Source organism: Pseudomonas sp. ANT_J12, assembly GCF_008370045.1.
In the GTDB taxonomy this organism is placed as follows: Bacteria; Pseudomonadota; Gammaproteobacteria; order Pseudomonadales; family Pseudomonadaceae; genus Aquipseudomonas.
Map to the genome: position 1 here is coordinate 1 of NZ_VOBN01000020.1, position 25584 is coordinate 25584.

Here is a 25584-nt window from a genome sequence, read left to right on the forward strand (position 1 = left end):
GAAAGCGGTGGGTCAGTCACCATAGATAGTGGCTGACCCACCGCTTTCGCGAGCAAGCCCGCTCCCACAGGGTTTGGTGTGGGTCAGTAGATTCCGGGGATCAGCCGCCAGGTCCTGCCGCAATACTCCTCATATTCACGACCAAACTGCGCCCGCAGCAGCGCCTCCTCCGAATGAATCCGCGCAATCAGCGGGATCAACGTCAGCGCCGCCAGCACCAACCCCACCGATGAACGAAACGCCAGCGCCCAGCCAATGCCGATCACCATCAACCCCAGATAACTCGGGTTGCGCAGGGTTCGGTAGATCCCGTCGGTCACCAGGGTATGCCCCGGCTGAATCGCCACCAACCCGCTAAATCGTTTGCCCAGCACAAACACCGGCCATAGCCGCAGGGCGCCGCCGAGGGTGAACAGCAGCGCACCCAGCCAACGCACGCCTTCGCCACCAAAGGTCCAGAAGTCGAGGCGGTCGGTGTAGGCCGGCAGGAATCCGCTGAGCAACCCGATGATGCCGAACACCGGCAGCACCCAGCGATTACCCCGGTCTTCCCGTTCGCCGGAACTCAGGTTGACCTCGGTGAACAGCGACGCCACCGCCATCACCCCCGTGGCCAGCGCCACCAGCACCAGCGAACCGTGGGCAAAGAACGCCGCAAACCCACCCAACCCCCACACGGCGAGGCCGAGGTAGGCGAGGGTGGAGATCACGGCGAAAAACGCCAGTTTGGGGGAGATGTTCATGGTTGGCTCCACACAGTGCATACATCCAGTGTAGATACCGTATGGAGTCGACGACCCCTTTGCGGCGAGCCATGAACCTGTGGGAGCGGGCTTGCTCGCGAAGGCGGTGTGTCAGGCAACATCTTTACTGGCTGAAAGACCGCTTTCGCGAGCAAACCCGCTCCCACAGGGGATCAGCATCAAGCCGAGCGGGCATTGCGCCGGATGACTTGCGGCGGTTGCCCGAATGCTCTTAGAAACGCTTCGCGCATCCGTCGCCGATCACTGAACCCCGTCTCTTCGGCAATCTGATCCAGCGTCAATCGCCCCCGTTCGAGCAACTGCCGCGCCGCTTCCAGGCGCAGGTTCTCAATCGCCTTGGCCGGCGATTGCCCGGTTTCAGCACGAAACGCCCGGCTGAATTGCCGCGGGCTGAGCCGCGCCACGTCCGCCAGTTGTTCCACCGACAGCGCCGACGTCAGGTGTTCCCGGGCGTAGCCGAGCACGGTCTGGATGCGGTCGGATTTCGGCTCCAGTTCCAGCAACGCCGAGTGCTGCGACTGACCGCCCGCACGCCGGTGGTACATCACCAGTTTCTGCGCCACCGCCCGGGCCAGTTCGGCGCCGTGGTCCTTCTCGACCATGGCCAGCGCCAAATCGATGCCGGCAGTCATGCCGGCCGAGGTCCAGATCGATCCGTCGATCACGAAGATCCGGTCTTCCTCGACCTTGATCGCCGGAAACCGTGCCTGCAACTCTCGGGCATACGCCCAATGCGTCGTGGCGCGGCGTCCTTCCAGCAACCCGGCCTGGGCTAGCACAAACGCCCCGGAGCAAATCGATGCCGTGCGCCATGCGGTGTTCACGCTGCCGCGCACATACGTCAGCACCGCGTCGGGTGCCTGCTCGATGATGGAATCGCCACCGACCACGATCACGGTGTCGTACACCCGATCGTCGAATGCCTCAGTGCCCACGCTCAATCCGCCGGAAGCACGCAACGTGCGGCCATCTTCGGACAACACGCTGACTTCATACAAAGGTTCGCCCGCACTGAAATTGGCGTACTCAAACACCGGCATCGCCGCCAGCGCCATGGACTGGAAACCCTCGAACACCACAAACGCCACGGAAGTCATTGCTGTGCCCTCAAAAAGGTCGTGTCCGAAAAACGTACTTTAAACGTCATTTGAGACAAGTGTCAGCCCATTTATAACTGTTCACACCCGGCGAACTGATCGCCTCACTGTGAAGGAAATCCAAAATGACACTTTCATCCAAAGGCACCGCGCTGATCACAGGCGCTTCTTCCGGCATCGGCGCGGTCTACGCCGACCGTCTCGCACGGCAAGGGTATGACTTGATTCTAGTGGCCCGCAGCCAAAACAAACTGAACACCCTGGCCAACCAGTTGAGCAATGAAACCGGGCGTGCCGTTGAAGTGGTTGCCGCCGACCTCAAAGACAAGGCTGACCTGCTGCGCGTCGAAGCCCTCCTGCGCACCGACGCCAGCATCACCTTGCTGGTCAACAACGCCGGGGTCGGCGGGGTGATGCCGCTACTCGGCAGCCCGGTGGATGACATGGAAGACATGATCACCCTCAACGTCACCGCGCTGATGCGCCTGGCCTACGCCGCAGTGCCCGGCTTCGTCGCCCGTGGCGCCGGGACCGTGATCAACATCGCCTCGATCGTCGCCATCGCCCCGCAAATCCTCAACGGCGTTTACGGCGGGACCAAGGCCTTCGTGCTGGGCCTGAGCCAGTCCATGCACCACGAACTCGCCGACAAAGGCGTGCGCATCCAGGCCGTACTGCCCGGCGCCACCGCCACTGATTTCTGGAGCGAGGCCGGCAACCCGGTGGAAAACCTGCCGCAAGAGATCGTGATGTCGGCCCAGGACATGGTCGATGCCGCGCTGGTTGGGTTGGCCCAGGGCGAAGTGGTGACCATCCCGGGATTGCATGAAGGCGAGAAATGGGATGCCTACGAGGCCCAGCGCCAGGTGCTCAGCGGCTCGTTTGGCCACTCCACGGCGGCCGCGCGGTATCGCTGAAAGATTCTGTGCTCACCAGAGCCCCCCTGTGGGAGATTGAAGTCGATCACAAATCCAACTTTCACCCGAAATCCCTTGTAGGAGCAAAGCTTGCTCGCGAAGGCGGTATTTCAGTCAGCATAAATGTTGGATGTGATGGCCACTTCGCGAGCAAGCCCGCTCTCACAGGGGATTGAAGTTGATCACAGGTTTGGTGTTCTGACTGATCATCCCCGATCCGCCACCGATAAAGTCTGCAAACCCTTGCCTCGGGCCTGTGCCACTAAATCCTCGGTGTCTTCGCCGCCAGGCAGGGCAATGACCACATCGGGCCCGCTGTCATGGAGCATGAAGTGATTGCGCAGCCGTTCGGCCAATTTGCCGTGGCGTTGCCAGTTGGGCGGGTAGCGCACGATGTCGGCGCCGTGTTCCCGGGCCCATTCCTCGATGTCGGCGCCCAGGTATTGATTGCCGCCGTGAATCAACACCTGCACCGGGTGCAGGCGCTGGAAGGCGTCGAGCACGCGGCGGCACTGGCGGCTGTCGGTGTAATGGCGGCCGGCGCAGATCAGGACGCGCATGGCGAGACCTCGTTGGCCTGATCATCGCCCAGCGGCTCGCCGGCCCGTTCCAGTAACGGATAGGCGAGGGCGGCGATGTGGTGATGCACGCGACGGTAATCGCGCAGCACCCGCTGGAAGATGTCGCCGGATTCGGCCCAGGTGTTTTTGTCCTACTGGAGTTTGCGAAAGTGTTGGCGGCTGGCGTCGGCTTCAAGGCGGCGCACGGTTTCCTTGCGGCTGATCAACTGGTGCGCGGTGGCAATGTCTTCGCGCAGGAACACGGTGATCGCCAGGCTCAGGCTGTCCAGCAGCGCTTCGTGCAGCGGCGCGATGTTGCGCAGTTCGAACACCGAAAAGTGCTCGCCACGACGCAAGCGGCGCATGGCCAATTGCGTGAGGCTGCTGCAAAGAATGTCCGCCGCGTGTTCGAGGTTGATCACGAAGGTGAGGATTTCCTGGGCGCGATCGGCATCGCTGTCGCTGATGCCTTCCTGGCCGATGTCCGCCAGGTACGCACGAATCGCCGCGCTGAGCAGGTCGGTGGATTGATCGATGCGCCGCACCTCATCGGCACAGGCCGGCGCCGAGGTGTGGAACAGTTGCAGCGTGCGCGCCAGCATGGCCGAGAGCATGTCGGCGATGCGCAGGGCTTCTCGGGCGGCGTTGGACAGGCCGATGCTGGCCATCTCCAACCCGGCCTCATCGAGGTAGCGCGGCATGCCCGGATCGACATCCCGCGCCGGCTCCGGCAGCAGCCGAGTCAGCAGTTTGGCCATGGGCCCGGTGAAGCCGATGAACACCAGAGCCAGCAACAGGTTGAAGCCGGTGTGCAGGTAAACCACCAGCGCCGCCGGATCGAGGTTCAGCGCCGCCAGCCACCCGGCCAGCGGCAACACCGCCGCTGCGCCCAGCGCCCGAACCAGCAGATTGCCCAGGGGCAGGCGCCGGCCGACGCTCGATCCGGCATTGATCACCGACGGCAATGCACCGCCGATGTTTACCCCGAGCACCAACGCGACGAGGGTGGTGGCCGAGAGCATGCCTGTCGCCGCGAGGGAGGCGATCAGCAACACCACGGCCACGCTGGAATGGCAGAGCCAGGTGAGGATCAGTGCCACCAGCAACGCGATCAACAGATCGCCGTCCAGGCTTTGCATGATCAGCTGGAACACTGGAGTGGCTTCCACTTCGGCCAAGGTCGAGCCGAGCCTGTGCAGGGCCATCAGCATCAATCCCAGGCCGATCAGCGCACAGCCGATGCTCTCGAAACGTGAGTCATCCCGCAGCCGGAAGATGATCAGCCCTGCCAGCAAAACGATGGGCGTCAGTATCGAGATGTCAGCGCTGAGCAGCTGCACCACCAGCGTCGAACCGATATTGGCGCCGAGCATCACCGCCAGCGCCGGGGCCAGGCCCAACGTGCCGGCCGCGGTGAACGAGGTGGCCATCAGGCTGACGGCGGTGCTGCTTTGCAAGACGCCGGTGATGCCGATGCCGGCGAGCAGGGCCAGCCAGCGGTTGTTCAGGTGCCGACCCATCCAGTGGCGCAGCGGCGTGCCGAAGCCGCGCAACAGCGCCGAAGAAATCATGTGCGTGCCCCACAGCAACAGAGCGATGGCGCCCGCGAGGTTGAGCAGTAGAGTCGTTCCCGACATGAGAACTCTCCTTTATTTCGTGTTGCATTTATCGAAGACCCGAAGGCCGAAGAGGCTGTGAACACAAAACCTGTAGGAGCGAGGCTTGCCCGCGAAGGCGGTATGTCAGTCGACAACAATGTTGAATGTCAGACCGTCTTCGCGGGCAAGCCTCGCTCCTACAGAGAGTGTGGGGTTCAGGCGATCAGAACCACTGCTTGAACCGGCGGATGTAGATCGTCTTCATGGTCTGCGCCACTACGCAGTAGCTGAGCAGCGTGCCCACCAGCCAAGGGAAGTACTCCCATGGCAACGGCACCAGGCCGACCAATGTGCCCAGCGGCGAGAACGGAATGTAGATGCCCAGGCCAATCACCACCCCGGTCGCCAGGATCACCGGCAACGCTGCCGTGCTCTGGAAGAACGGGATCTTTTGCGTGCGCAGCATGTGCACCACCAGCGTCTGCGACAGCAGCCCTTCGATGAACCAGCCGGACTGGAACAGGCTCTGCATTTCCACGCTGTTGGCGGCGAACACGTACCACATCAGGGCAAACGTGGTGATGTCGAAGATCGATGAGGTCGGCCCGATCCACAGCATGAAACGGCCGATGTTTTTCGCGTCCCACTTGCGTGGCTTGCGCAGGAATTCCTTGTCCATCTTGTCCCACGGCAACGCCAGCTGAGAGATGTCGTACATGAGGTTTTGCAGCAGCAAATGGATCGACAGCATTGGCAAAAACGGAATGAACGCACTGGCCACCAGCACCGAGAACACGTTGCCGAAGTTGGAGCTGGCGGTCATGTTCAGGTACTTCATGATATTGCCGAAGGTTTCGCGGCCCTTAAGCACGCCTTCCTCAAGCACCATCAGGCTCTTTTCCAGGAGGATGATGTCCGCCGATTCCTTGGCAATGTCGGTGCCGCTGTCCACCGAAATCCCGACATCAGCATCGCGCAGGGCCGGGGCGTCGTTGATACCGTCGCCGAGGAAACCCACGGTGTGACCGTTGGCTTGCAGGGCCTTGAGCACCCGGGATTTCTGCAGCGGCGTCAACTTGGCAAATACCGTGCGTTCTTCGACCCGCAGCTTGAGCGTGGTGTCGTCCATGTGCTCGATGTCCTGGCCGAGCAGCGGCGTGCCTGGGTCGAGGCCGACTTCGCGGCAGATCTTGCAGGTGACCACGGCGTTGTCACCGGTCAGCACTTTGACCGTCACGCCCATGTCCCGCAGCGCGGCAATGGCCGGGCCGGCGGTTTCCTTCGGCGGATCGAGGAAGGTCAGGAAGCCGCGAATCACCAGGTCGCGCTCATCGGCGGTGTGGTACTGGTTCTTGCTCTGGGCTTTTGGAATCTCGCGGGTGGCGACCAGCAGCACCCGAAAGCCGTCCTCGTTGTACTCGTTAGCCAAGGCCAGCAGGTCTTTACGCCGTTGCTCATCCAGCGCAATCACCTGACCGTTTTCATTGAGGTGGCTGGCGATGGAGAGCATTTCCTCGACCGCGCCCTTGCACACCATCAGGTGATCGTCGCGGCTGTCCTTGACGATGATCGACAGGCGCCGACGCACGAAGTCGAACGGCAGTTCATCGACCTTGCTGTAGGCGAATGGAACTCGAAACTTCGGGTTCGCATTGGCAAATTGCACCACGGCCTGGTCCATCAGATTCTTCAGGCCACTCTGGTGATGGCTGTTGAGCCACGCCAGTTCGAGGATCGAATCATCGCGCCGACCCTGGCTGTCGACGTGGTGCTCCAGAATGATCTTGTCCTGGGTCAGGGTGCCGGTCTTGTCGGTGCACAGCACGTCCATCGAACCGAAGTTCTGGATCGCGTTGAGGCGCTTGACCACCACTTTGCGCTTGGCCATGGCCATCGCACCTTTGGCCAGGTTGGCGCTGACGATCATCGGCAGCATTTCCGGGGTCAGGCCGACCGCCACCGCCAGGGCAAACAGGAACGCGTCGCCCCAGTCACCCTTGGAGAAGCCGTTGAGCAGGAACACGATCGGCACCATCACCAGCATGAAGCGGATCAGCAACCAACTGACGCTGTTAACCCCACGGTCGAACGCGGTTTGCACCCGGGAGCCGACGATGGCTTTGGCCAGGGAACCGAAGTAAGTCCGCGCCCCGGTGGCGACCACCACCGCTTTGGCGGTGCCGCTGACCACGTTGGTGCCCATGAAGCAGATGTTCGGCAGGTCCAGCAGGTTGGATTGATCGGTCGCGCTACCGGTGGCGGACTTTTGCGCCACGTTGCCCAGGGTGTCGTATTTCTCGACCGGCAACGCTTCGCCGGTCAGCACCGCCTGGCTGATAAACAGGTCGCGGGATTCGATCAGGCGGATGTCCGCCGGGATCATGTCACCGGCGCTGAGCTGCACGATGTCGCCGGCCACCAGATCGCGCATCGGCACTTCGCGCAGCAGCGGCTTGCCGTCCTTGTGCTCGCGGCGCAGCACGGTGGCGGTGGTGCGCACCATCGCTTTCAGGGCTTCGGCGGACTTGGCCGAGCGGTATTCCTGCCAGAACCGCAGCAGGCTGCTGAGGCTGACCATGGTCATGATAATGATGACTTTGGTCAGGTCGGCGTCCTCCGCTTCACCGTTGCTGATTGGCAGCCAGTAGTCCGTGAAAAAACTGATGGCAGCCAGGGTCAGCAACACATAGATGAAGGGATTGTTCAGGGCTTTTAGCAGTTGGATCAGGGCGTGAGGCGGCTTGTCGTGGGCCACTTCGTTGTGACCGTTGCGCGCCAGGCGGCCCTGGGCTTCGAGTTCGGTCAGGCCATCGGTGCTGGCGTTGAGGTTGGTCAGCGTTACGGCCAGGCCGTTTTGCGCTTCCCGGGCGGCGCGCATCGACAGTTTGGCGTTGTCGTTGCTGGCACCCTGTGTGGTTTTCTTTGCGGTTTTTACAAGGGTCATAGCTGTGCTCCTGCCGCCGATTCGCGGCACGACACACAGGCACCTCAGCTAATCAAAGACGAGCGCACGTATGTCGAGCCGCCAATAGGCGATCGATTCTGATAGTTGCGTTTTCAGGGTTTAATGTTCGCTGGCCGTTGTTTGAATAATAACGGGCAGCGAACCGTCTACTGGCTTCGTCCATAACTAACTCGCTATTTAACGGGCAATAAGAAGTTATCGAATTCCAACGAAGGAAAACGTTAAGGGAAGGACTTTTAAAGTGCCTTCAGATCAGTTGAAAGTGCGTGCCCCGATGAGCAGGCCGAGCATCAGGCTCGCCTCTTGGAACAGACGCGCGATGCGCCGACTCGGTGGTTCCTGGCTGTCGTCGAGGCTCCAGCGTTGCTGAAGCTGGCCCGTCATCGGGCAGACGCGCCAGTTGGCTCGCAGAGGGGCCGTGGCAGGGGAGGAAGGGCTGGAAAACGGGGCGACAACCCGGTTTGCCTGCGGGCGCTCATGGCTGAGCCGGACCCGCATGGTCGAGGCAAAGGCGCGTACGCCGGGCATTACAGTGATGTTGAAGTTCATAACATACCTCTGGACCGGACTGACGCCGGCGAGGCAAGTTACGGTGGAGCATCAAGCTCTAGCGCAGCTCACCCGACCACAAAGTCGAGTCCCGTCATGTTCTGGGTTATGTGCCAGGTCCTGCGAATTCGCAGTTGCCCGACAGCGACTAGATACTGTGTCCATTGGATTCTTTTGTGAGTTGAAAAAAGGCCTGTGAAACCGGCCCGCGCAATTTACTCAGGCCGGTGGATGAAGTCAACCTTCAATACTTGATTAAAGTGCAATTGAATGGAGGAACTTCGCATTCGATTATTGAAGTTGGAAGTTGTTCAGGTAAATGACAGTTAATGATGGTCCCTGTAGGAGCGAGGCTTGCCCGCGAAGGCGGTGTGTCAGTCGACAACAATGTTGAATTTGAAGCCGCCTTCGCGAGCAAGCTTCGCTCCTACAAATTCGTGACTATCCAGAACTAATGTATTGCCCATACCTGTCTGTTTCCCCACAGACGGGCTGCGTACCTTGGGTTCCACTCGAAACCCACAAGGACGCCCCATGCTCAACCGTTTGATACTGCCGTTCACCTTGCTCTTCACCTTCAGCGCGGCCCAGGCTGCGGATGCGGAAAAATGGTACCCCTCGAAATACGGCGCCAACGATGAAATCGGTGCGCTCAATCTGCTCAACGCCGACTCGGTGCTCAACGCCGCCAAACTGATCAAGACCGGCAAAACGTATCCGCTGGCCGTGCCTATCGACAAGACCCTTCCAGCCTTCCGCCATCGCAGTTTCAACCTGACCAACGTCCAGCCGGGCGAGGCGGGTGGCACGACCATGGGCCCGAACAAATTCACCTTCAACGATGAACTGGTGGTGGGTTGGACCGGCGTTGGCACCCAGCTCAACGGCATCGGCCATATCGGCATCGATTACGTCTACTACAACGGCAACCGCGCCGCCGATTTCGTCACCGTCGAAGGCGTGAAAAAACTCGGGATCGAGAAAGTCCCGCCGATCGTCACCCGTGGTGTGGTGCTGGACATGACCGCCGTGTACGGCACACCGATCGTCCCGGAAAAAACCGAATTCAGCGTCGCCGATATCCAGAAAGCCCTCGACCTGCAAGGCATCACCATCCAGAAAGGCGATGTGGTGTTGTTCAACACCGGTTGGCTGGAGCTGTTGGGCAAGGACAACAAGAAATTCCTCGCGGTGGAGCCGGGCATCGGCATGGCCGCCGCCAAATGGCTGGTGGACAAGCAGATTGTCGCGTTCGGCGGTGACACTTGGGCTTCGGAAATCTACCCGGCCAAAGATGGCCAGGAGTTCCCGGTCAACCAGTACATGCTGGCCAAGAACGGCATCTACAACCTGGAGCTGATCGACAGCCGCGCCCTGGTCAAAGACAAGGCCTGGGAGTTCATGTTTGTCCTCGGCCAGCCGCTGTACAAGGGCTCGACCCAGGTCAACATCAACCCGGTAGCGATTCACTGACGGCCGCGGGCCAGGGGATGACAAACGCTCATCCCCTGGCCCGTTGTTGTCCTTTGTTTGCCCATGACCCCAACCCCAGAGTGAAGCGTGCGCCACAGGCGTAACCCTTCAATTCGAGTGATCGCCCGCCAAGCGCGGGCGCGGGAGTTTTTTGATGTCCGCTATTTTGGGTCAGCAGTTTATCGACGGGCAGCGCAGCGCCTTGGGCCGCGAGACGTTACGCAGCCTCGACGCCAGCACCGGGCAGGCGCTGCCCACCGGGTTTGACCAGTTGCCTGGCGTTGGGTGAGCGAATAGTGAGCCGGACACTGGACTGATCGTTCCCACGCTCCGCGTGGGAATGCAGCCCGGGACGCTCCGCATCCCTTTTCAGAGCTGGAACGCGGAGCGTCCCTTGAGGCATTCCCACGCGGAGCGTGGGAACGATCATTACTGCGAAGAACTGGGCTCCGTCAGCACCTTCCTGAACGTCTCCACCAACGGCCGCAGATTGATCCGGTGCCACGCCGCCCACAGCGGTCGGGTGAAGCCAATCCATGGCACTTCCCGCAGGACCACGCCGGGCGGTGCGTTGCGGCTCAGGCCTTTCTGGATCATGGCGATGCCCAGTCCCGAGGCCACCAGGGCCAATGCCGTGAAGGGGCCGGTGGCTTCCATGCGGATGTCCGGGGTGAAGCCGGCGCGGATGCAGGCGCTGACGAAGTTCTCACGACCAGTGAGGTTATGGTGGTGCTGCACGCCGATCCATTCCTGATGGGCCAGGTCTTCCGGCGTCAAAACCGCCTGCTGAACCAGCGGGTGATCTTCCGGCAAAGCAAGCAGCATCGGGTCATCCAGCACCTGGAAACCCAGCAAATCCGGGTCATCACTGACGGGCGGCTCACTCACCAGGGCGATATCCAGACTACGCTGGCGCAGGCCTTCCAATTGTTCGGCGGAGCTGAGGTTGTACAGCGCAACGTGCACGTTCGGCCGGTCCACCCGCAACACGCGCAAGGCGTTCGGCAACACGCCAGCATGCATGGCGTTCTCAATGTAGCCGATGCACAACCCGCCTTCTTCACCACGACCCAGGCGTTTGCCCAGGGATTCCAGGCGATTGGCGTGGGTCAGCAGGGCTCGGGTTTCGGCGAGGAAGGTCTGGCCGTCGCGGGTCAGGCGGATGCGTTGCTGGCTGCGTTCGAACAGGGTCAGGCCCAGGCGTTCTTCGAGCTGGGCGATCTGCCGGCTCAGGGGCGACTGGGAAATGTGCAGGCGTTCGGCGGCGCGACCGACGTGTTCTTCCTCGGCGACGGCGACGAAGTAGCGCAATTGGCGGATGTCGATCATGTCAGACCTCTGGGGACTCAAGTGCTGCGCATTATGTCTTGGACGGTCCGATCCTGCCAATCTACGATCTGCTCAACGGTCACCCATGCGCTGACCACTGACACTCAAGAGGAATCACCCATGAGCTTGAAAGACAAACTGCCCGGCACGCTGGGTTTCGGCACCGCCCCGTTGGGCAACATGTTCCGCGCCATCCCCGAAGAAGAAGCGATGGCCACCGTGCACGCCGCCTGGGATGCCGGCGTGCGTTATTTCGACACCGCGCCTTTCTACGGTTCGGGCCTGTCGGAAATTCGCCTCGGCACCGCGCTGTCCCAATACAACCGCGACGACTACGTGCTCAGCAGCAAGGTCGGCCGGGTGATTCTCGACGAAGTCGAAGACACCGCCGCCCGTGATCTGGGCGAGAAGGCCGGTGTGTTTGAACACGGCCGCCCGAACAAAATCGTCAACGACTACAGTGCCGACGCGACCATGCGTTCGATCGAAGACAGCCTCAAGCGCCTGCAAACCGATCGCCTGGACATCGTCTGGGTGCACGACATCGCTCAGGACTTCTACGGCGATCAATGGCTGGAATACTTCAACCAGGCCCGCACCGGCGCGTTCAAAGTGCTGACTCGTTTGCGCGAAGAAGGCGTGATCAAAGGCTGGGGTTTGGGTGTGAACAAGGTTGAGCCGTGCGAATTGACGCTGGACCTGACCGAAGCGCAGCCAGACGGTTTTCTGTTGGCCGGTCGCTACACGCTGCTGGACCATGACCGTGCGTTGCAACGCCTGATGGATTCGGCGCTGGCGCAGAACGTGGAAATCGTCGTTGGCGGTCCGTACAGCTCGGGCATTCTGGCCGGCGGTACGCACTTCGAATACCAGAAGGCGAGCCCGGCGATCATCAGCAAGGTCGAGCAGATCAAGAAAATTGCGGCGGCCCATGGCGTGAGCATCAAAGCGGCGGCGTTGCAGTTCTCCTTGGCCAACCCGGCCGTGGCGGCAGTGATTCCCGGTTCCAGCCGTCCTGATCGGATTGCTGAAGATGTGGCCGCGTTGAATGAGGTGATTCCTGCGGCGTTCTGGCAGGCACTGCGTGACGCGGAGCTGATTTCCGAACGGGCTCCATTGCCAGGAGGTGTGGTATGAAAATCGATCTGACGGGGAAACTCGCCATCGTCAGCGGCAGCACCGCCGGCATTGGCCTGGGCATCAGCAAGGCACTGGCCGAATCCGGCGCCACGGTGGTGGTGATCGGCCGCGACTCGGCCAAGGTTGAGCAGGCGTTGGCGGACATTCGTCTAAGCGTGCCGGGTGCGCAATTGCGTGGCCTGACCGCCGACCTCGGCACCGCTGAAGGCGCCGAGCAACTGTTCGCCGCCGAACCTCGGGCGGACATCCTGGTGAACAACCTCGGCATCTTTAATGAAGTGGATTTCTTCGACGCGCCGGACAGTGAGTGGACGCGTTTCTATGAAGTCAACGTGATCTCCGGCGTGCGCCTAGCTCGGCACTACACGCCAGAGATGGTCAAGAACGGTTGGGGCCGGGTGATCTTCCTGTCCTCGGAATCCGGGGTGGCGATTCCGGCCGACATGATCAACTATGGCGTGACCAAAAGCGCCAACCTGGCGGTGTCCCATGGCTTGGCCAAACGCCTGGCCGGCACCGGCGTCACTGTCAATGCGATCCTGCCCGGCCCGACCTTCACCGACGGCCTGGAACAGATGCTCAAGGACGCCACCGCCGAGTCCGGCCGCAGCGCCCGGGAAGAAGCCGACGCCTTCGTGCGCAAGGCCCGCCCGAGTTCGATCATCCAGCGCGTAGCGGATGTGGCAGAAGTCGCCAACCTGGTGGCCTACATCGCCTCGCCACTGTCCTCGGCCACCACTGGCGCGGCGTTGCGGGTCGATGGCGGTGTCGTCGACAGCATGGCTATCTGAACCTGAATTCACAGAGAGAAACGTATTTATGGCAACTGCATCAGCGACTATCGATATTCCGGCTTCGACCGACCAGGTCTGGCAATTGATCGGCGGCTTTGACTCGCTGCCGGACTGGCTACCGTTCATTGTCAAAAGCGAGCTGAGCGAAGGCGGGCGCGTGCGCAGTCTGCAAACGGCGGACGGCGCGGTGGTGGTTGAGCGTCTGCAAGCGTTCGACAACGGGGCGAAAGCCTACAGCTACTCGATTGAGGAAGCGCCGTTCCCGGCGACTGATTACCTGGCGACGTTGCAAGTTGAAGCCCAAGGGCAGGGCGCTCGGGTGACCTGGTCCGGCCGGTTTACCGCCAAAGGCGTGACCGATGCGGAAGTGGAAGCGTTGTTTGACGGGATCTACAAGGGCGGCCTCGAAGCCCTGCGGGCCAACTACCCGGCCTAAGCCCCCACAGCACGTGCACGATCGTTCCCATGCTCTGCTGGGAACGCCTCAAGGGACGCTCCGCGTTCCAGCTCTGGAAAGGGACGCAGAGCGTCCCGGGCTGCATTCCCACGCGGAGCGTGGGAACGATCAGCTAATACGCGCCGCCAACCCCTGTAGGAGCAAAGCTTGCTCGCGAACGCGGAGTATCAGTCAATTCAGATATCGACTGACACGACGCTTTCGCGAGCAAGCTTCGCTCCTACATTGGTCACGATCGTTGCCATGCTCTGCGTGGGAACGCCTCAAGGGACGCTCCGCGTTCCAGCTCTGGAAAGGGACGCGGAGCGTCCCGGGCTGCATTCCCACGCGGAGCGTGGGAACGATCAGCCAATACGCGCCGCCAACCCCTGTAGGAGCAAAGCTTGCTCGCGAACGCGGAGTATCAGTCAATTCAGATGTCGACTGACACGACGCTTTCGCGAGCAAGCTTCGCTCCTACATTGGTCACGATCGTTCCCACGCTCTGCGTGGGAATGCCTCAAGGGACGCTCCGCGTTCCAGCTCTGGAAAGGGACGCGGAGCTTCCCGGGGTGCATTACCACGCGGAGCGTGGGAACGATCAGCTAATACGCGCCGCTAACCCCTGTAGGAGCAAAGCTTGCTCGCGAAAGCGGAGTATCAGTCAAATCAGATGTCGACTGACACGACGCTTTCGCGAGCAAGCTTCGCTCCTACGGCGGGGGCTCGATGTTCGCGTCAGGTCTGGGGAATCAGGCTTTGCCGGCAATCCAGCGCCAACCGCGCGCCGCCGCTGTCGCTGGTGCCGACGTCGAGGGTAAAGCCGTGCAGGTTGACAATCGCCGCAACGATGGACAGCCCCAAGCCAAACCCACTCTGCTGATTCCCTCCCTCGGCCCGGTAAAACCGTTGGAACACCGCTTCCCGTTCCGACGGCGCAATACCCGGCCCGGAGTCGAGCACTTCAATCCGCGTATGCCCGCCCTGGTTGAGCCCGCGCAAGATCACTTCGCCACCGGGCGGGGTGAATTTGATCGAGTTGCTCAGCAGGTTCGCAATGGCCTCGAACAACAACGCCCGGTCGCCATTCAATGACGGCAAGACTTCAGGCAGTTGCAGGTGAAAAACCAGTTCGCCTTCTTCCGCCAAGGGCAGATAAAAGTCATGCAGTTCCCGTAACAGCGGCACCGGATCTAACTGCACAAACCCTGAACGGCGCTGACGATCCTCCAGCTCGGAAATCCTCAGCAACCCACGAAACCGTGCCATCAAGGTGTCGGCTTCGGCCAATACCGAATCCAGCTGCACCGCCAGCGGCGAGCCGTCGCCGGCCTGTTGCTGGATCCGGTACAGCTGCGCTCGCAGGCGGGTCAGCGGGGTGCGCAGGTCGTGGGCGATGTTGTCGCACACGCCTTTGACTTCATTCATCAGGCGCTCAATGCGTTCGAGCATGGCGTTGACGATGGCGGCGAGCATGTCCAGTTCGTCGCGGCGGTTGGACAGCGGCAAGCGGTGGGTCAGGTCGCCGGCGACGATGGCTTCGGCGCTGGCCTGGATCGCCCGGATGCGCCGCAGCGGGCGGCGGCGCAACAGGTGCCAACCGGCGATGCCGGGGAGGATGGTCAGGGACACGCCCCAGAACAACGCGTGGAGGATGATCTGGGTCACGGCGAACAACGAACCGTTGTCGCGCACCAGCACCAGCCAGCGACCGTCGAGGGTCGGGGTGGCCACGGCGTCGCAACTGTCGGCGGGCAGGGTCGGGTCGTCGGACTCGGCGCAGTTGTCGAGCATGTGGATACGGCCATCCAGCGGCAAATCCGCCGGAATATCGCGCAGGGCGCCGCTGAGGTAGCGATGCTGGGCGTCGAACAGGCCATAGGCGTCGATGCCACGGATGTCGAAGGTCATGCTGGCGGCGAGGGCATCCACCAGTTGTTCACCCTGGAAGCGCGAGAACAGGTGCTGGCGCTGCATCAGCGAGTGCTTGGCCAGGTTGTCCAGGTAGCCGGAGACCTCGTAATACATGACCCCCATGAGGATCCCGCTCCAGGCCACGAACAGGGAACTGTAGAGCGCCAGCAATCGGCTGCTGGAAGAGCGCCAGCCTTTAGAGGGGTTCAGCAATGACATACCCCGAGCCTCGCACAGTCCGGATCAACGGGACGTTGCCGGGCGGGTCGATCTTCTTGCGCAGGCGGCCGATGTGCACGTCGATCAAGTTGGTGCCGGGGTCGAAGTGATAACCCCAGACCTCTTCGAAAATCATCATGCGCGACAGGATCTGCCCGGTGTTGCGCATCAAAAATTCCAGCAGTTTGTATTCAGTCGGCAGCAGCGTCAGCAATTCACCGTCGCGGCTGGCCTCGTGGCTGATCAGGTTCAGCTCCAGGTCCGCCACCCGCAGCGTGGTGGCCTGGGTGCTGACGGTGCTCTGGCGACGCAGCAGCACTTCCACCCGCGCCGCCATTTCATCGGTGGCAAAGGGTTTGGTCAGGTAATCGTCGCCACCGGCGCGCAGGCCGCGCACGCGTTCATCGACATCGGAGAGAGCGCTGATCATCAGAATCGGTGTGGCCACGCCCATGGTCCGCAGCGTGGTGACGATGGCCAGGCCATCCAGCTCCGGCAGCATGCGGTCGAGGGTGATCAGGTCATAGTCGCCGCTGACGGCCCGCGCCAGGCCTTCGCGGCCATTGTCCACCCAATCCACGTCCAGGCCGTGGCTGCTCAGTTCAGCCACGATCTCCCGGGCGGTCACGGCGTCGTCTTCGATGGTCAAGATGCGGGTCATAGGGCGGGCCTGCTATGCGGTTCATTACAGAATGAGGGCATTTTGCCAAGAAATACGCGCGGCTTATTAAATTAACTTTCATGTTGGTTGAGGAACCTTGCATCTGCGGCGTTTTTTTGCAGGTTGGCGCCCAATGCATAAAACCCGCTGATATTAAGCCGCTCTTGCAAAATGCATGGTCCTAGGATTTGGATTATTTTTAACCTGTTGATATAGAACGATTTATTTAAAGTCGGCGACTGGCACGGTGTCTGCAATTCCTCTTTCGACGAGTTGTAACAACATCTTTCATGCCTGGAGCTGAACAATAATGAATAGATCTTCTGAGGGTTTTTATCCTGCCGCAGATGAATCGAGCACGCTCTCGGGCGTGTCCTGGGGCGCGATCTTCGCCGGGGCTGCTGCAGCCGCCGCGTTGTCGCTGATTCTGGTATTGCTCGGCTTCGGCCTGGGCTTTTCCGCTGTTTCACCGTGGGCCAATGAGGGCGTCAGCGCCAAGGGCCTGGGCATTTCCACCATCGTTTGGCTGGCGGTTACGCAAATCGTGGCTTCCGGGCTCGGCGGCTACATTGCCGGTCGCTTGCGGGTGAAGTGGGCCAACATGCATGGCGATGAAGTCTATTTCCGTGACACTGCCCATGGCTTCCTCGCCTGGTGCGTGGCGACCCTGGTGACCGCGACCCTGGTGGTCGGTTCGGTCAGCAGTATCGTCAGCGGTGGTGTGCAGGCCGGGGCGAGTGTCGCCGGTGGTGCTGCAACGGCCATGACCGCAGCTGCCGGCACGGCCGCTGCCAACACCAGCAGTGACCAGTACGGTTACTTCGTCGACAGCCTGTTCCGCGATGATCGCCCAGCCGCCGTCAGCGATGACGCCGCCCGTGGCACCGTGACCCGCATCTTTGCGCGCAGCCTGAGCAATAACGGCCTGTCCGCAGAAGACCGGACCTACCTCGCGCAACTGGTCGCCCAACGCACCAACCTGACTCAGGCTGATGCCGAGCGCCGTGTCGATGAAGTCTACGCCCGCACCCAGAAAGCCATTGCCGATGCCAAGCTTGCCGCCCAACAAGCGGCCGACACCGCCGCCAAAGTCGCTGCCTGGACCGCGTTGTGGATGTTCATCGCGCTGTTGGCCGGTGCGTTCTTCGCCAGCCTCGCCGCAACCTACGGCGGTCGTCGCCGGGATGCCGTGGTGTATCTGGAATCGGATGCCTACGTCACCACCACCACCGTGCCACCTGTTCGCTAACCCAGGAGAATCATCATGCGCTCATTACTTTTGTTTTTTCTCGGCGTGCCGATCCCGATCATTATCCTGATCGCCCTGTTCATGCACTGATCCTCTGAGGCTCATGCCTCTGCCGCTTCTGCCTCTGGTAGAAGCGGCGTTTTGCTTTCTGGGGCAAGATGTAACAGGACTTATACCTGTAGGCGCGGGCTTTTGTGGCGAGGGGCTTGCCCCCGTTGGGGTGCGAAGCAGCCCTGAAACCTGCCATCGCGGTGGATCAGATGTACCGCATAGGACGGTTTTACGACTGCTACGCAGCCGAACGGGGGCAAGCCCCTCGCCACAAAAGCGCGCGCCCACATTTATTGTTGTGTTGTATCAGGGAGAAGTAAGTGGACAAGAAGCAAATCAAACGGCAACTGCTGGCCATGCTCGACGCCGGGCGGTCGCGGACCGAGACGTTCAAGGCGTTCTCTGGCGGGGCGGTCAAGGATCGGGTGCTGGCTTACTGGATCGGCGCGCACCCGGATCCGGCGCTCAACCGCCAGCATCGGCGCAAGCTCACGATACTGATTGTGCTCACGGTGGCCCAGGCCGTGCTCGGCGCGGTGGTGGGATTCTTGCTGGGATCGACGATCGGGCCGAAGACCACAGTGTTTTTAACCTTGTTCGCCGGGCTCATCCCATTGTGGTTTGCCTATGGCTTCTACAAAAACCTGGCGCAGTTCTACACCGTCTACATCGTGCTTTCCCTCAGCCAGTCGTCGCGCTTGTTCAAAGACTTTGCCGAAGATCCGCTGACCACGCTGATCGGCGCCGGCATCACCCTGGGCATGGTGTATTTCGTGTTGTACCTGAAGATGAAGCTGTTCCCGGACCTGGCTTTTTTCGGGCCAAAAAAAATCAAGGGTCAGTACGTGTTTTCCAACTGACGCACGGCATGCAGTGGGGGGCTTTCACTGGCGTGGATCAATATTTCGAAGCGAAATATCGCTTACCGTAAAAGATCCAGGCCCTCGCTGCGGCATCGACTACAGTGCTTTGGTGCGCAGCTTATGCGCTGTCGGCGTACCCATGCAGACCTCCTCATTGTGTGTGTATCAGTTGGCCGGCAAGGTGTAGTGCAGCATGGAGCTGTCGAACCCTGAAACTTTCACGGAAGAACATCGCAATGCAACGCTTAGACAGAACCTTCGATATCCAGCCGCTGGTCCGGGCGGACATGACTTTGCACATCAACGGCCAAGCGGTCAGCGCCGCCATCGGCGAAACCGTCCTCACGGTCATTCAATCCCTTGGCCTGCGCCAGGTGGCTCGCAACGATCACGATCAAATCAGTGGGGCCTATTGCGGCATGGGCGTGTGCCAATGCTGCCTGGTAAAAATCAACGGCCGGCACAAGCGCCGCGCCTGCCAGACCGTCGTACGTGACGGCATGACCGTCGAAACCCAGGTCAATCGCATCGCCGAGCAGGAGGTTTTATGAACCTGCATCCGGTGATCGTCGGCGGCGGGCCGGCGGGCATGGCCGCGGCCATTGAACTGGCCCGGCATGGCGTGCGCAGCATTTTGCTTGAAGAAGCTTCGCGGCTCGGCGGCGTGGTCTATCGCGGACCGCTACGCGATGGCGTGCAGCTCGATTACCTGGGGCCGCGCTATTCCGAAGTCCTGGGCAAATTGCATGGCGAATTCCAGGCGCACGCGGGCCTGATCGATGTGCGGCTCAATCATCGGGTGGTCGGTGCCGAAGGCACGCGTGCGCTGGTGGTGCTGGATGCCGACGAGCACTTGCACGAAATCGAGTACCCGCAATTGTTGCTGGCGGCCGGTTGCCATGAGCGCAGCGTACCGTTTCCCGGCTGGACCTTGCCTGGCGTGATCCTGCTGGGCGGCCTGCAACTGCAAATCAAGAGTGGCGTGGTCAAGCCCCAAGGGCCAGTGGTGATTACCGGCACCGGTCCATTGCTGCCGCTGGTGGCGTGTCAGTTGCACGCGTCCGGGGTCACCGTCGCCGGGGTCTACGAGGCGTGCGCGTTCGGCAAGATCGCCCGGGAGAGCCTGGCGCTGCTGAACAAACCGCAGCTGTTCCTCGATGGCTTGAGCATGCTGGCGTTCCTCAAACTGCACGGCATCCCGATGTATTACGGCTGGGGCGTGGTCGAGGCCCAGGGAGACGCCGAATTGAAATCGGTCACCGTGGCGCCGTATTCCAGCACGTGGGTGCCGGACCTGAGCCGTGCCGAACAGATTGCCGCACAGACCCTGGCCGTCGGCTACGGCTTTATTCCGCGCACCCAACTCAGTCAGCAAATGGGCCTGAACCACGGCTTCAGCGATGACGGCTACCTGCGAGCCAGCGCCAATAGCTGGCAGCAAAGCAATGAGCCGCACGTGCACCTGGCCGGGGACATGGGCGGGATTCGCGGCGGCGAAGCGGCGATGCTGGCCGGGCGGATCGCAGCGCTGTCGATCCTGCAGCAACGGGGCGTGCTGGACACCGAACTGGCACTGGTCAGGCGCGATCGCTGCCTGTCGAAACTCAAGTCGATCGTGCGTTTTCGCGCCGCGGTTGACCGCTACACCGAACGTGGCGCCGGGCAGACCGCATTGCCCGCCAGCGACACGGTGATCTGCCGTTGCGAACACGCCACCCGCGCCGACATCGACCGGGCGCTTGCGCAGGGTGTGCAAGACATGGCCAGCCTGAAAATGCGCACCCGCGTCAGCATGGGCGACTGCCAGGGCCGGATGTGCGTCGGCTATTGCAGCGACCGCCTGCGCGAAGCCACCGGGCGTCAGGACGTGGGCTGGTTGCGCCCGCGCTTCCCCATCGATCCGATTCCGTTTTCAGCCTTTCACAACGCCGCCACGGAGGGCGCCAACCATGAGTAAGTTCTATGACGTGGTCATCGCCGGCGGCGGTGTGATCGGGGCGTCCTGCGCCTATCAACTGTCCAAGCGCAAAAACCTCAAGGTCGCGCTGATCGACGCCAAGCGCCCGGGCAACGCGACCCGGGCCTCGGCTGGCGGTTTGTGGGCCATCGGCGAGTCGGTAGGGCTGGGTTGCGGGGTGATCTTCTTTCGCATGATGTCGGCCAACCGCAAGCGTGAAACCCAGGGCTCGGCGGTGGTGGTCGACTCCAGCACGCCGCACATCCTGCCGGATTCGTTCTTCGATTTCGCCTTGCAGTCCAACGCCCTGTACCCGGCGCTGCACAAGGAATTGCAGGACAACCACGGGATGGATTTCAAGTTCGAGAAAACCGGGCTGAAGTTCGTGATCTACGACGATGAAGACCGGCTCTACGCCGAGCACATCGTTGCCTGCATTCCGCACCTGGCGGACCAGATCCGTTGGCTCGATCAGGCCGCGTTGCGCGAAGCCGAACCGAGTGTCAGCCACGAGGCGAGGGGAGCGCTGGAGTTCCTGTGCGATCACCAGGTCAGCCCGTTCCGCCTGGCCGACGCCTACACCGAAGGCGCGCGGCAGAACGGCGTGGACATGTACTTCAACACCAACGTCACCGGGGTGCTGCACCATGGTTCGCGGGTGACCGGGGTACAAACCGCCGAGGCCGGGGTGTTTCATTGCGACACCCTGATCAATGCGGCCGGTGCCTGGGCGGCGGACTTGAGCGAACAGGCCACCGGTATTCGCATTCCGGTGAACCCGGTGAAAGGCCAGATCCTGCTGACCGAGCGCATGCCGAAGATCCTGCGCGGTTGCCTGACCACCAGCGATTGCTACGTAGCGCAGAAGGACAACGGCGAGATCCTGATCGGCAGCACCACCGAGGACAAAGGCTTCGACGTCACCACCACCTACCCGGAAATCGCCGGTTTGGTGCAAGGCGCGGTGCGCTGCATTCCGGCACTGGCCGACGTCAACCTCAAGCGCACCTGGGCCGGTTTGCGTCCGGGCTCGCCGGATGAGTTGCCGATTCTGGGGCCGATGCAGGGTGTGGAAGGCTATCTCAATGCCTGCGGGCATTTCCGCACGGGGATTCTGACGTCGGCGATTACCGGGGTGTTGCTGGATAGGCTGGTGAACAATGAGCCGTTGCCGCTGGACATCACGCCGTTTTTGGCGGATCGGTTCGAGGTGAAGGCCGGGGTTGAAGTGAAAGAACGGGAACTGGCCTGACGCCTGGCGATGAGCGTTCCCACGCTCTGCGTGGGAATGCAGCCCGGGACGCTCCGCGTCCCTTTCGAGAGCTGGAACGCGGAGCGTTCCTTGAGGCATTCCCACGTGGAGCGTGGGAACGATCAGGCGATCAGGTCAGGATCAAGCCTTACCCGATTCCTGTTCTTCCAACTGATCCGCTTCAAACAACTTGGCCAATTCGGCCCGCGCTTCCTGCGCGCTCTGCAAGACCTTTGCCGCATCGTCGTAAATCGCATGCTGCGCTTCCAGCACTTGTTCATCGTGATGCTTGAAGCGTTTGATCCGCGCATCGGCCTGGGCCTGGGTCAACCCGAGGCCCACCAGCGTACGCCGGCTCATTTCCAGGCTGGAATAGTAGGTTTCCCGAATCGCTTCGGCGCCAAGGTCGACCAAGCGGTGCACGTGTTGACGGTTACGCGCCCGAGCGATGATTTTCATGTGCGGGTAGAGCTTGTGCACCAGCTCGGCGGTCTTGATGTTGGTGTCCGGGTCGTCGGTGGCGATCACGAAGTATTCCGCCTGCTCGACCTTGGCCGCACTGAGGATTTCCGGGCGCATCGGGTCGCCGTAGAACACCGGCACGCCGCCAAAGCTGCGGGACAGTTCGATGGTTTCCACCGACGTGTCCAACGCCACGAACTTGATGTTCTGCGCCCGCAGGATCCGCGCAACGATCTGGCCCATGCGGCCCATGCCGGCAATCACCACGCGTGGGGCGTCGGTGTCGATTTCGCGGAATTTCTCCGGCACCACCACCGGCTGCACTTTTGGCGAATACAGCCGCGCGCACAGCAGCAGCAACAGCGGCGTTACCGCCATGGACAAGGTAATCGTCAGCACCAGCAAGTCGTACAGGCGCGGCTCGAACAAGCCCTGGTCGCGACCGATCTTGAACACCACGAACGCAAATTCACCACCGGCCGCCAGCACGATGCCGAGGCGAATCGCACTGACCTTGCCCAAGCCACCGGCCAGGCGTCCGACGACAAACAGCAGCGGGAGCTTGATCGCGATCAGCAGCAGGGTCAGCCCCAACACGGCGACCGGCGCGCTCAGCAGCAGGCTCAGGTTGGCGCCCATGCCGACGCTGATGAAGAACAATCCCAGCAACAAACCCTTGAACGGTTCGATCTGCGCTTCCAGTTCATGGCGGTATTCAGAGTCCGCGAGCAGCAACCCGGCAAGGAACGCGCCCAACGCCATCGACACGCCGACCAGGTCCATCAGCCATGCGGTGCCGATCACCACCAGCAATGCGGTGGCGGTGGAGACTTCCGGCAGGCCGGTCTTGGCCACCACCCGGAACACCGGCCGCAGCAGGTAACGCCCGCCGATCACCACCACCGCAATACTGCCCAGCACCCGCAAACCGTGATTCAAGTCTTCGGCGGCACTGCTGGTGTGATCACCGCCGGCCAGCAGCGGCACCATGGCGATCAACGGGATCGCAGCGATGTCCTGAAACAACAGAATCGCGAACGCCAGCCGCCCGTGGGGGCTGGTCAGTTCCTTGCGCTCGGCCAGGCTTTGCAAACCGAATGCCGTGGACGACAGTGCCAGACCCAGGCCCAGCACAATCGAGCTATTCAGACTCTGGCCGAATACAAACAACGCCAGCACGCCAATCACCGACCCTGTAAGCAACACCTGCGCCAGCCCGACGCCGAACACCGATTTACGCATCACCCACAATCGTCGCGGTGACAGCTCCAGGCCGATGATAAACAGCAGCAACACCACCCCCAGTTCCGAGATGTGGCTGACGCTTTGCGGATTGCCGATCAAGCCCAGCACCGACGGCCCGATGATCACCCCGGCAAACAGATAACCCAGCACCGCGCCCAATTGCAGACGCTTGGCCAAAGGCACGGTGAGCACCGCCGCGAACAGAAACACGACAGCGGCTTGCAACAAGTTGCCTTCATGGGGCATGGCAAAACTCCAAAGACTCGGTACGGCATGGGGGGCCAAGGATAAAGGCTGTAACCGGATGCGTCAGCAAAGCTTAGCGGTACAGTTGTTACAATTCGCATCAATTGGTTACATTCATAGGATAAGCTGATCAATCTGCCCGTCCTGCGAGTGCGCAACATGGCCATCAATTTCGACCTCAACGACCTGCAAGCCTTTCGCGCCGTGGTCGAACAGGGCAGTTTTCGCAAGGCCGCCGACACCGTGCGCATTTCCCAGCCTGCCCTGAGCCGGCGCATCGAAAAACTCGAAGATGCCCTCGGTGTGAAGCTGTTCGAGCGCACCACGCGCAAGGTCAGCCTGACCCAGGCCGGGCGCGGCTTCATTCCCAGCGTCGAGCGTTTGCTGGACGACCTGGACGTGGCGCTGCTCGGCATCAGCGAAGTCTCCTCGACCCGGCTTGGCCACGTCACCGTTGCGTGTGTGCCGTCGGCGGCGTACTACTTCATGCCGCGGGTGATTGCCCACTACCACCGGCAATTTCCACGGATCAAGGTCAAGGTCCTCGATTCCAGCGCCCACGATGTACTCAGCGCAGTGGTCAACGGCGAGGCGGATTTCGGTTTGAGTTTCATGGGCACGCTGGAGGCCGAGGTCGATTTCGAACCCTTGGTGCAAGAAGGTTATGTGGTGGCCTGTCGCCGCGATCATCCGTTGGCCGGGCGCAGCAGCGTGACGTGGGACGAGTTTTACCGGCAGGACTACATCTCGCTCGACAAGACCTCGGGCAACCGTTTTTTGCTGGATCAGGCGCTGGCCGGCGTGGTGCCGCAGCGGCCGAGCATCTGTGAAACCCGTCACGTCACGACGATGATCGGGCTGGTGGAGGCGGGATTGGGCGTGGCGGCGGTGCCGATGATGGCGATGCCGGCGCAGGACCACCCGATTCTGACGCGGGTGCCGCTGACCGATCCGCAGGTGATGCGCAGTGTCGGGCTGATCAAACGCCGGGGTCGCACCTTGACCCCGGCAGCCCTGGAACTGGAACGGCTGGTGGTGGAAATGAAAATCCAGCCGATCAGCGGGTGACCGAATCCAGGCCGGTGGCTTGCACCTGCGGCTGCACGGCCGGGGAGGCCAGGTAATCGAGCAATGCCTTGGCTTGCGCGGGGTGTTGCGCGCCCACCGGAATGCCGGCGGCAAAACGCGTCACCGATTGCACCGACTCGGGAATCTTCGCCACAAAACTCACCCCCGGCACCGGCAACAGTTCGCTGACCTGCTGGAAGCCCAGTTGGTAGTCGCCAGTGGCAACGACCGAGCCCACCGGGATTTTCGGAATCATCTTCGACTTCGGCTTGAGCTGGTCTTCGATGCCGAGTTTTTTGAACAACTGCTCCTCGATGTACACACCGCTGGCGCTGTCGGAGTAGGCCACCGATCGGGCATCGAGCAGGGTCTTTTTCAAACCTTCCACAGAGCTGATATCAGGTTTCGCCGCGCCTTCGCGCACCACCAGGCCGATCCGCGAGTCCGCCAGTTCCACCCGTGACGCGGGGTCGACTTTGCCTTGTTTGATCAACTCGTCCAGTGCGTAGCCGACCATGATCACCACGTCGGCGTGTTCACCGCGCGCCAGGCGATTGGGGATCGCTTCCGGCGCCTTGCCCATCGAGGGGCCGAGGGCGGTGTCGAGGGTATTGCCGGTGGACTTGGCGAATTGCGGACCGAGGATTTTGTAAGCCGCGGTAAAGCCGCCGGAGGTCATCACGTGTAGCTCTTCGGCCTGGGCAATGGTGCTCAGACCCGCGATGAGCAGCAGGGCGGCGTAGTTGAACAGCGTTTTCATCGAATAGTTCTCGCA

Annotated in this window: 22 protein-coding genes and 1 pseudogene; 12 read left to right on the plus strand and 11 right to left on the minus strand. The window is 61.6% G+C overall.

The window, feature by feature from the left end:
* Positions 1 to 83: 83 nt before the first annotated feature.
* Both FQ192_RS27485 and FQ192_RS27490 read right to left on the minus strand, forming a co-directional pair.
* On the minus strand, positions 84 to 743 hold the full coding sequence (locus FQ192_RS27485) for an isoprenylcysteine carboxylmethyltransferase family protein (RefSeq protein ID WP_149661333.1): 660 nt from the start codon (positions 741 to 743) through the stop codon (positions 84 to 86).
* Between the two features lie 179 nt (positions 744 to 922).
* On the minus strand, positions 923 to 1861 hold the full coding sequence (locus FQ192_RS27490) for a GlxA family transcriptional regulator (protein ID WP_149661334.1): 939 nt from the start codon (positions 1859 to 1861) through the stop codon (positions 923 to 925).
* 125 nt (positions 1862 to 1986) lie between these two features.
* Between FQ192_RS27490 and FQ192_RS27495 the strand changes: the two genes are divergently transcribed.
* The gene (locus FQ192_RS27495; protein WP_149661335.1) at positions 1987 to 2778 is read left to right on the plus strand and encodes an SDR family oxidoreductase; all 792 of its coding nucleotides are present in this window, start codon (positions 1987 to 1989) and stop codon (positions 2776 to 2778) included.
* A 206-nt stretch (positions 2779 to 2984) separates the two neighbouring features.
* Here FQ192_RS27495 and FQ192_RS27500 read toward each other — a convergent pair whose 3' ends face one another.
* From FQ192_RS27500 to FQ192_RS27520, 4 genes and pseudogenes are all read right to left on the minus strand, one after another.
* On the minus strand, positions 2985 to 3338 hold the full coding sequence (locus FQ192_RS27500) for a DUF2493 domain-containing protein (RefSeq protein WP_149661336.1): 354 nt from the start codon (positions 3336 to 3338) through the stop codon (positions 2985 to 2987).
* A pseudogene (locus FQ192_RS27505) lies at positions 3326 to 4975 on the minus strand (Na/Pi cotransporter family protein). The gene FQ192_RS27500 and the pseudogene FQ192_RS27505 overlap by 13 nt, the downstream one beginning before the upstream one ends.
* 184 nt (positions 4976 to 5159) lie before the next feature.
* Positions 5160 to 7880, minus strand: a complete 2721-nt coding sequence (mgtA, locus tag FQ192_RS27515) for a magnesium-translocating P-type ATPase (protein WP_149661337.1) — start codon at positions 7878 to 7880, stop codon at positions 5160 to 5162.
* Positions 7881 to 8153: 273 nt separating this feature from the next.
* Entirely contained in the window at positions 8154 to 8450 is a 297-nt protein-coding gene (locus FQ192_RS27520; protein WP_149661338.1) for a hypothetical protein, read from the minus strand.
* Between the two features lie 534 nt (positions 8451 to 8984).
* On the opposite strand from FQ192_RS27520, the gene FQ192_RS27525 reads away from it, so the two are divergent.
* Together FQ192_RS27525 and FQ192_RS27530 are read left to right on the plus strand one after the other, a co-directional pair.
* Positions 8985 to 9923: a cyclase family protein gene (locus FQ192_RS27525; RefSeq protein WP_149661339.1), complete on the plus strand. Its 939-nt coding sequence runs from the start codon at positions 8985 to 8987 to the stop codon at positions 9921 to 9923.
* Between the two features lie 154 nt (positions 9924 to 10077).
* Complete coding sequence (locus FQ192_RS27530; protein ID WP_372242366.1) at positions 10078 to 10212, plus strand: hypothetical protein; 135 nt, start codon at positions 10078 to 10080, stop codon at positions 10210 to 10212.
* 140 nt (positions 10213 to 10352) lie between these two features.
* On the opposite strand, the gene FQ192_RS27540 is transcribed toward FQ192_RS27530, so the two are convergent.
* Positions 10353 to 11252: a LysR substrate-binding domain-containing protein gene (locus FQ192_RS27540; RefSeq protein WP_149661341.1), complete on the minus strand. Its 900-nt coding sequence runs from the start codon at positions 11250 to 11252 to the stop codon at positions 10353 to 10355.
* Positions 11253 to 11372: 120 nt separating this feature from the next.
* On the opposite strand from FQ192_RS27540, the gene FQ192_RS27545 reads away from it, so the two are divergent.
* Genes FQ192_RS27545 through FQ192_RS27555 form a run of 3 tightly spaced genes read left to right on the plus strand, consistent with a single transcriptional unit; the run spans position 11373 to position 13622 of the window.
* Positions 11373 to 12389 (plus strand): aldo/keto reductase, encoded by a 1017-nt coding sequence (locus FQ192_RS27545; RefSeq protein WP_149661342.1) that lies wholly within the window; start codon positions 11373 to 11375, stop codon positions 12387 to 12389.
* A complete protein-coding gene (locus tag FQ192_RS27550; protein ID WP_149661343.1) occupies positions 12386 to 13183 on the plus strand; it encodes an SDR family NAD(P)-dependent oxidoreductase in 798 nt (265 codons plus the stop codon). Before FQ192_RS27545 ends, FQ192_RS27550 begins: the two co-directional genes overlap by 4 nt.
* A 28-nt stretch (positions 13184 to 13211) precedes the next feature.
* Complete coding sequence (locus FQ192_RS27555; protein ID WP_149661344.1) at positions 13212 to 13622, plus strand: SRPBCC family protein; 411 nt, start codon at positions 13212 to 13214, stop codon at positions 13620 to 13622.
* A gap of 738 nt (positions 13623 to 14360) precedes the next feature.
* Here FQ192_RS27555 and FQ192_RS27565 read toward each other — a convergent pair.
* Positions 14361 to 15755, minus strand: coding sequence for a HAMP domain-containing sensor histidine kinase (locus FQ192_RS27565; protein ID WP_149661346.1), 1395 nt, complete (start codon positions 15753 to 15755; stop codon positions 14361 to 14363).
* Positions 15733 to 16416 carry a response regulator transcription factor gene (locus tag FQ192_RS27570; RefSeq protein ID WP_149661347.1) on the minus strand — a complete coding sequence of 228 codons (684 nt, stop codon included), beginning with the start codon at positions 16414 to 16416 and terminating at the stop codon, positions 15733 to 15735. Before FQ192_RS27570 ends, FQ192_RS27565 begins: the two co-directional genes overlap by 23 nt.
* Before the next feature lie 310 nt (positions 16417 to 16726).
* Here FQ192_RS27570 and FQ192_RS27575 point away from each other — a divergent pair, with 310 nt between their 5' ends.
* The 5 genes from FQ192_RS27575 (at position 16727) to hcnC (ending at position 21788) form a co-directional block, all read left to right on the plus strand.
* Positions 16727 to 17665: a hypothetical protein gene (locus tag FQ192_RS27575; RefSeq protein WP_149661348.1), complete on the plus strand. Its 939-nt coding sequence runs from the start codon at positions 16727 to 16729 to the stop codon at positions 17663 to 17665.
* Positions 17666 to 18036: 371 nt separating this feature from the next.
* Positions 18037 to 18576, plus strand: a complete 540-nt coding sequence (locus FQ192_RS27580; RefSeq protein ID WP_149661349.1) for a hypothetical protein — start codon at positions 18037 to 18039, stop codon at positions 18574 to 18576.
* Between the two features lie 239 nt (positions 18577 to 18815).
* Positions 18816 to 19130: a cyanide-forming glycine dehydrogenase subunit HcnA gene (hcnA, locus tag FQ192_RS27585; protein ID WP_149661350.1), complete on the plus strand. Its 315-nt coding sequence runs from the start codon at positions 18816 to 18818 to the stop codon at positions 19128 to 19130.
* Positions 19127 to 20536, plus strand: a complete 1410-nt coding sequence (hcnB, locus tag FQ192_RS27590) for a cyanide-forming glycine dehydrogenase subunit HcnB (protein WP_149661351.1) — start codon at positions 19127 to 19129, stop codon at positions 20534 to 20536. The genes hcnA and hcnB overlap by 4 nt, the downstream gene beginning before the upstream one ends.
* On the plus strand, positions 20529 to 21788 hold the full coding sequence (gene hcnC / locus FQ192_RS27595) for a cyanide-forming glycine dehydrogenase subunit HcnC (RefSeq protein ID WP_149661352.1): 1260 nt from the start codon (positions 20529 to 20531) through the stop codon (positions 21786 to 21788). The genes hcnB and hcnC overlap by 8 nt, the downstream gene beginning before the upstream one ends.
* Before the next feature lie 141 nt (positions 21789 to 21929).
* Here hcnC and FQ192_RS27600 read toward each other — a convergent pair whose 3' ends face one another.
* Positions 21930 to 23741: a monovalent cation:proton antiporter-2 (CPA2) family protein gene (locus FQ192_RS27600; protein ID WP_149661353.1), complete on the minus strand. Its 1812-nt coding sequence runs from the start codon at positions 23739 to 23741 to the stop codon at positions 21930 to 21932.
* A 159-nt stretch (positions 23742 to 23900) separates the two neighbouring features.
* Between FQ192_RS27600 and FQ192_RS27605 the strand changes: the two genes are divergently transcribed.
* A complete protein-coding gene (locus tag FQ192_RS27605; RefSeq protein WP_149661354.1) occupies positions 23901 to 24809 on the plus strand; it encodes a LysR family transcriptional regulator in 909 nt (302 codons plus the stop codon).
* On the opposite strand, the gene FQ192_RS27610 is transcribed toward FQ192_RS27605, so the two are convergent.
* Positions 24799 to 25569 carry a substrate-binding domain-containing protein gene (locus tag FQ192_RS27610; protein ID WP_149661355.1) on the minus strand — a complete coding sequence of 257 codons (771 nt, stop codon included), beginning with the start codon at positions 25567 to 25569 and terminating at the stop codon, positions 24799 to 24801. The genes FQ192_RS27605 and FQ192_RS27610 overlap by 11 nt on opposite strands.
* Positions 25570 to 25584: the final 15 nt, after the last annotated feature.

Excerpts from the sequence above, each read along its gene's own strand:
- FQ192_RS27610 (WP_149661355.1), bottom strand. The coding sequence starts at position 25,569 with ATGAAAACGCTGTTCAACTACGCCGCCCTGCTGCTCATCGCGGGTCTG.
- FQ192_RS27545 (WP_149661342.1), top strand. The coding sequence starts at position 11,373 with ATGAGCTTGAAAGACAAACTGCCCGGCACGCTGGGTTTCGGCACCGCC.
- FQ192_RS27530 (WP_372242366.1), top strand. The coding sequence starts at position 10,078 with ATGTCCGCTATTTTGGGTCAGCAGTTTATCGACGGGCAGCGCAGCGCC.
- hcnB (WP_149661351.1), top strand. The coding sequence starts at position 19,127 with ATGAACCTGCATCCGGTGATCGTCGGCGGCGGGCCGGCGGGCATGGCC.
- FQ192_RS27565 (WP_149661346.1), bottom strand. The coding sequence starts at position 15,755 with ATGTCATTGCTGAACCCCTCTAAAGGCTGGCGCTCTTCCAGCAGCCGA.
- FQ192_RS27495 (WP_149661335.1), top strand. The coding sequence starts at position 1,987 with ATGACACTTTCATCCAAAGGCACCGCGCTGATCACAGGCGCTTCTTCC.
- FQ192_RS27525 (WP_149661339.1), top strand. The coding sequence starts at position 8,985 with ATGCTCAACCGTTTGATACTGCCGTTCACCTTGCTCTTCACCTTCAGC.
- FQ192_RS27520 (WP_149661338.1), bottom strand. The coding sequence starts at position 8,450 with ATGAACTTCAACATCACTGTAATGCCCGGCGTACGCGCCTTTGCCTCG.
- FQ192_RS27570 (WP_149661347.1), bottom strand. The coding sequence starts at position 16,416 with ATGACCCGCATCTTGACCATCGAAGACGACGCCGTGACCGCCCGGGAG.
- FQ192_RS27540 (WP_149661341.1), bottom strand. The coding sequence starts at position 11,252 with ATGATCGACATCCGCCAATTGCGCTACTTCGTCGCCGTCGCCGAGGAA.
- mgtA (WP_149661337.1), bottom strand. The coding sequence starts at position 7,880 with ATGACCCTTGTAAAAACCGCAAAGAAAACCACACAGGGTGCCAGCAAC.
- hcnC (WP_149661352.1), top strand. The coding sequence starts at position 20,529 with ATGAGTAAGTTCTATGACGTGGTCATCGCCGGCGGCGGTGTGATCGGG.
- FQ192_RS27555 (WP_149661344.1), top strand. The coding sequence starts at position 13,212 with ATGGCAACTGCATCAGCGACTATCGATATTCCGGCTTCGACCGACCAG.
- FQ192_RS27485 (WP_149661333.1), bottom strand. The coding sequence starts at position 743 with ATGAACATCTCCCCCAAACTGGCGTTTTTCGCCGTGATCTCCACCCTC.
- FQ192_RS27575 (WP_149661348.1), top strand. The coding sequence starts at position 16,727 with ATGAATAGATCTTCTGAGGGTTTTTATCCTGCCGCAGATGAATCGAGC.
- hcnA (WP_149661350.1), top strand. The coding sequence starts at position 18,816 with ATGCAACGCTTAGACAGAACCTTCGATATCCAGCCGCTGGTCCGGGCG.
- FQ192_RS27500 (WP_149661336.1), bottom strand. The coding sequence starts at position 3,338 with ATGCGCGTCCTGATCTGCGCCGGCCGCCATTACACCGACAGCCGCCAG.
- FQ192_RS27600 (WP_149661353.1), bottom strand. The coding sequence starts at position 23,741 with ATGCCCCATGAAGGCAACTTGTTGCAAGCCGCTGTCGTGTTTCTGTTC.
- FQ192_RS27605 (WP_149661354.1), top strand. The coding sequence starts at position 23,901 with ATGGCCATCAATTTCGACCTCAACGACCTGCAAGCCTTTCGCGCCGTG.
- FQ192_RS27490 (WP_149661334.1), bottom strand. The coding sequence starts at position 1,861 with ATGACTTCCGTGGCGTTTGTGGTGTTCGAGGGTTTCCAGTCCATGGCG.
- FQ192_RS27550 (WP_149661343.1), top strand. The coding sequence starts at position 12,386 with ATGAAAATCGATCTGACGGGGAAACTCGCCATCGTCAGCGGCAGCACC.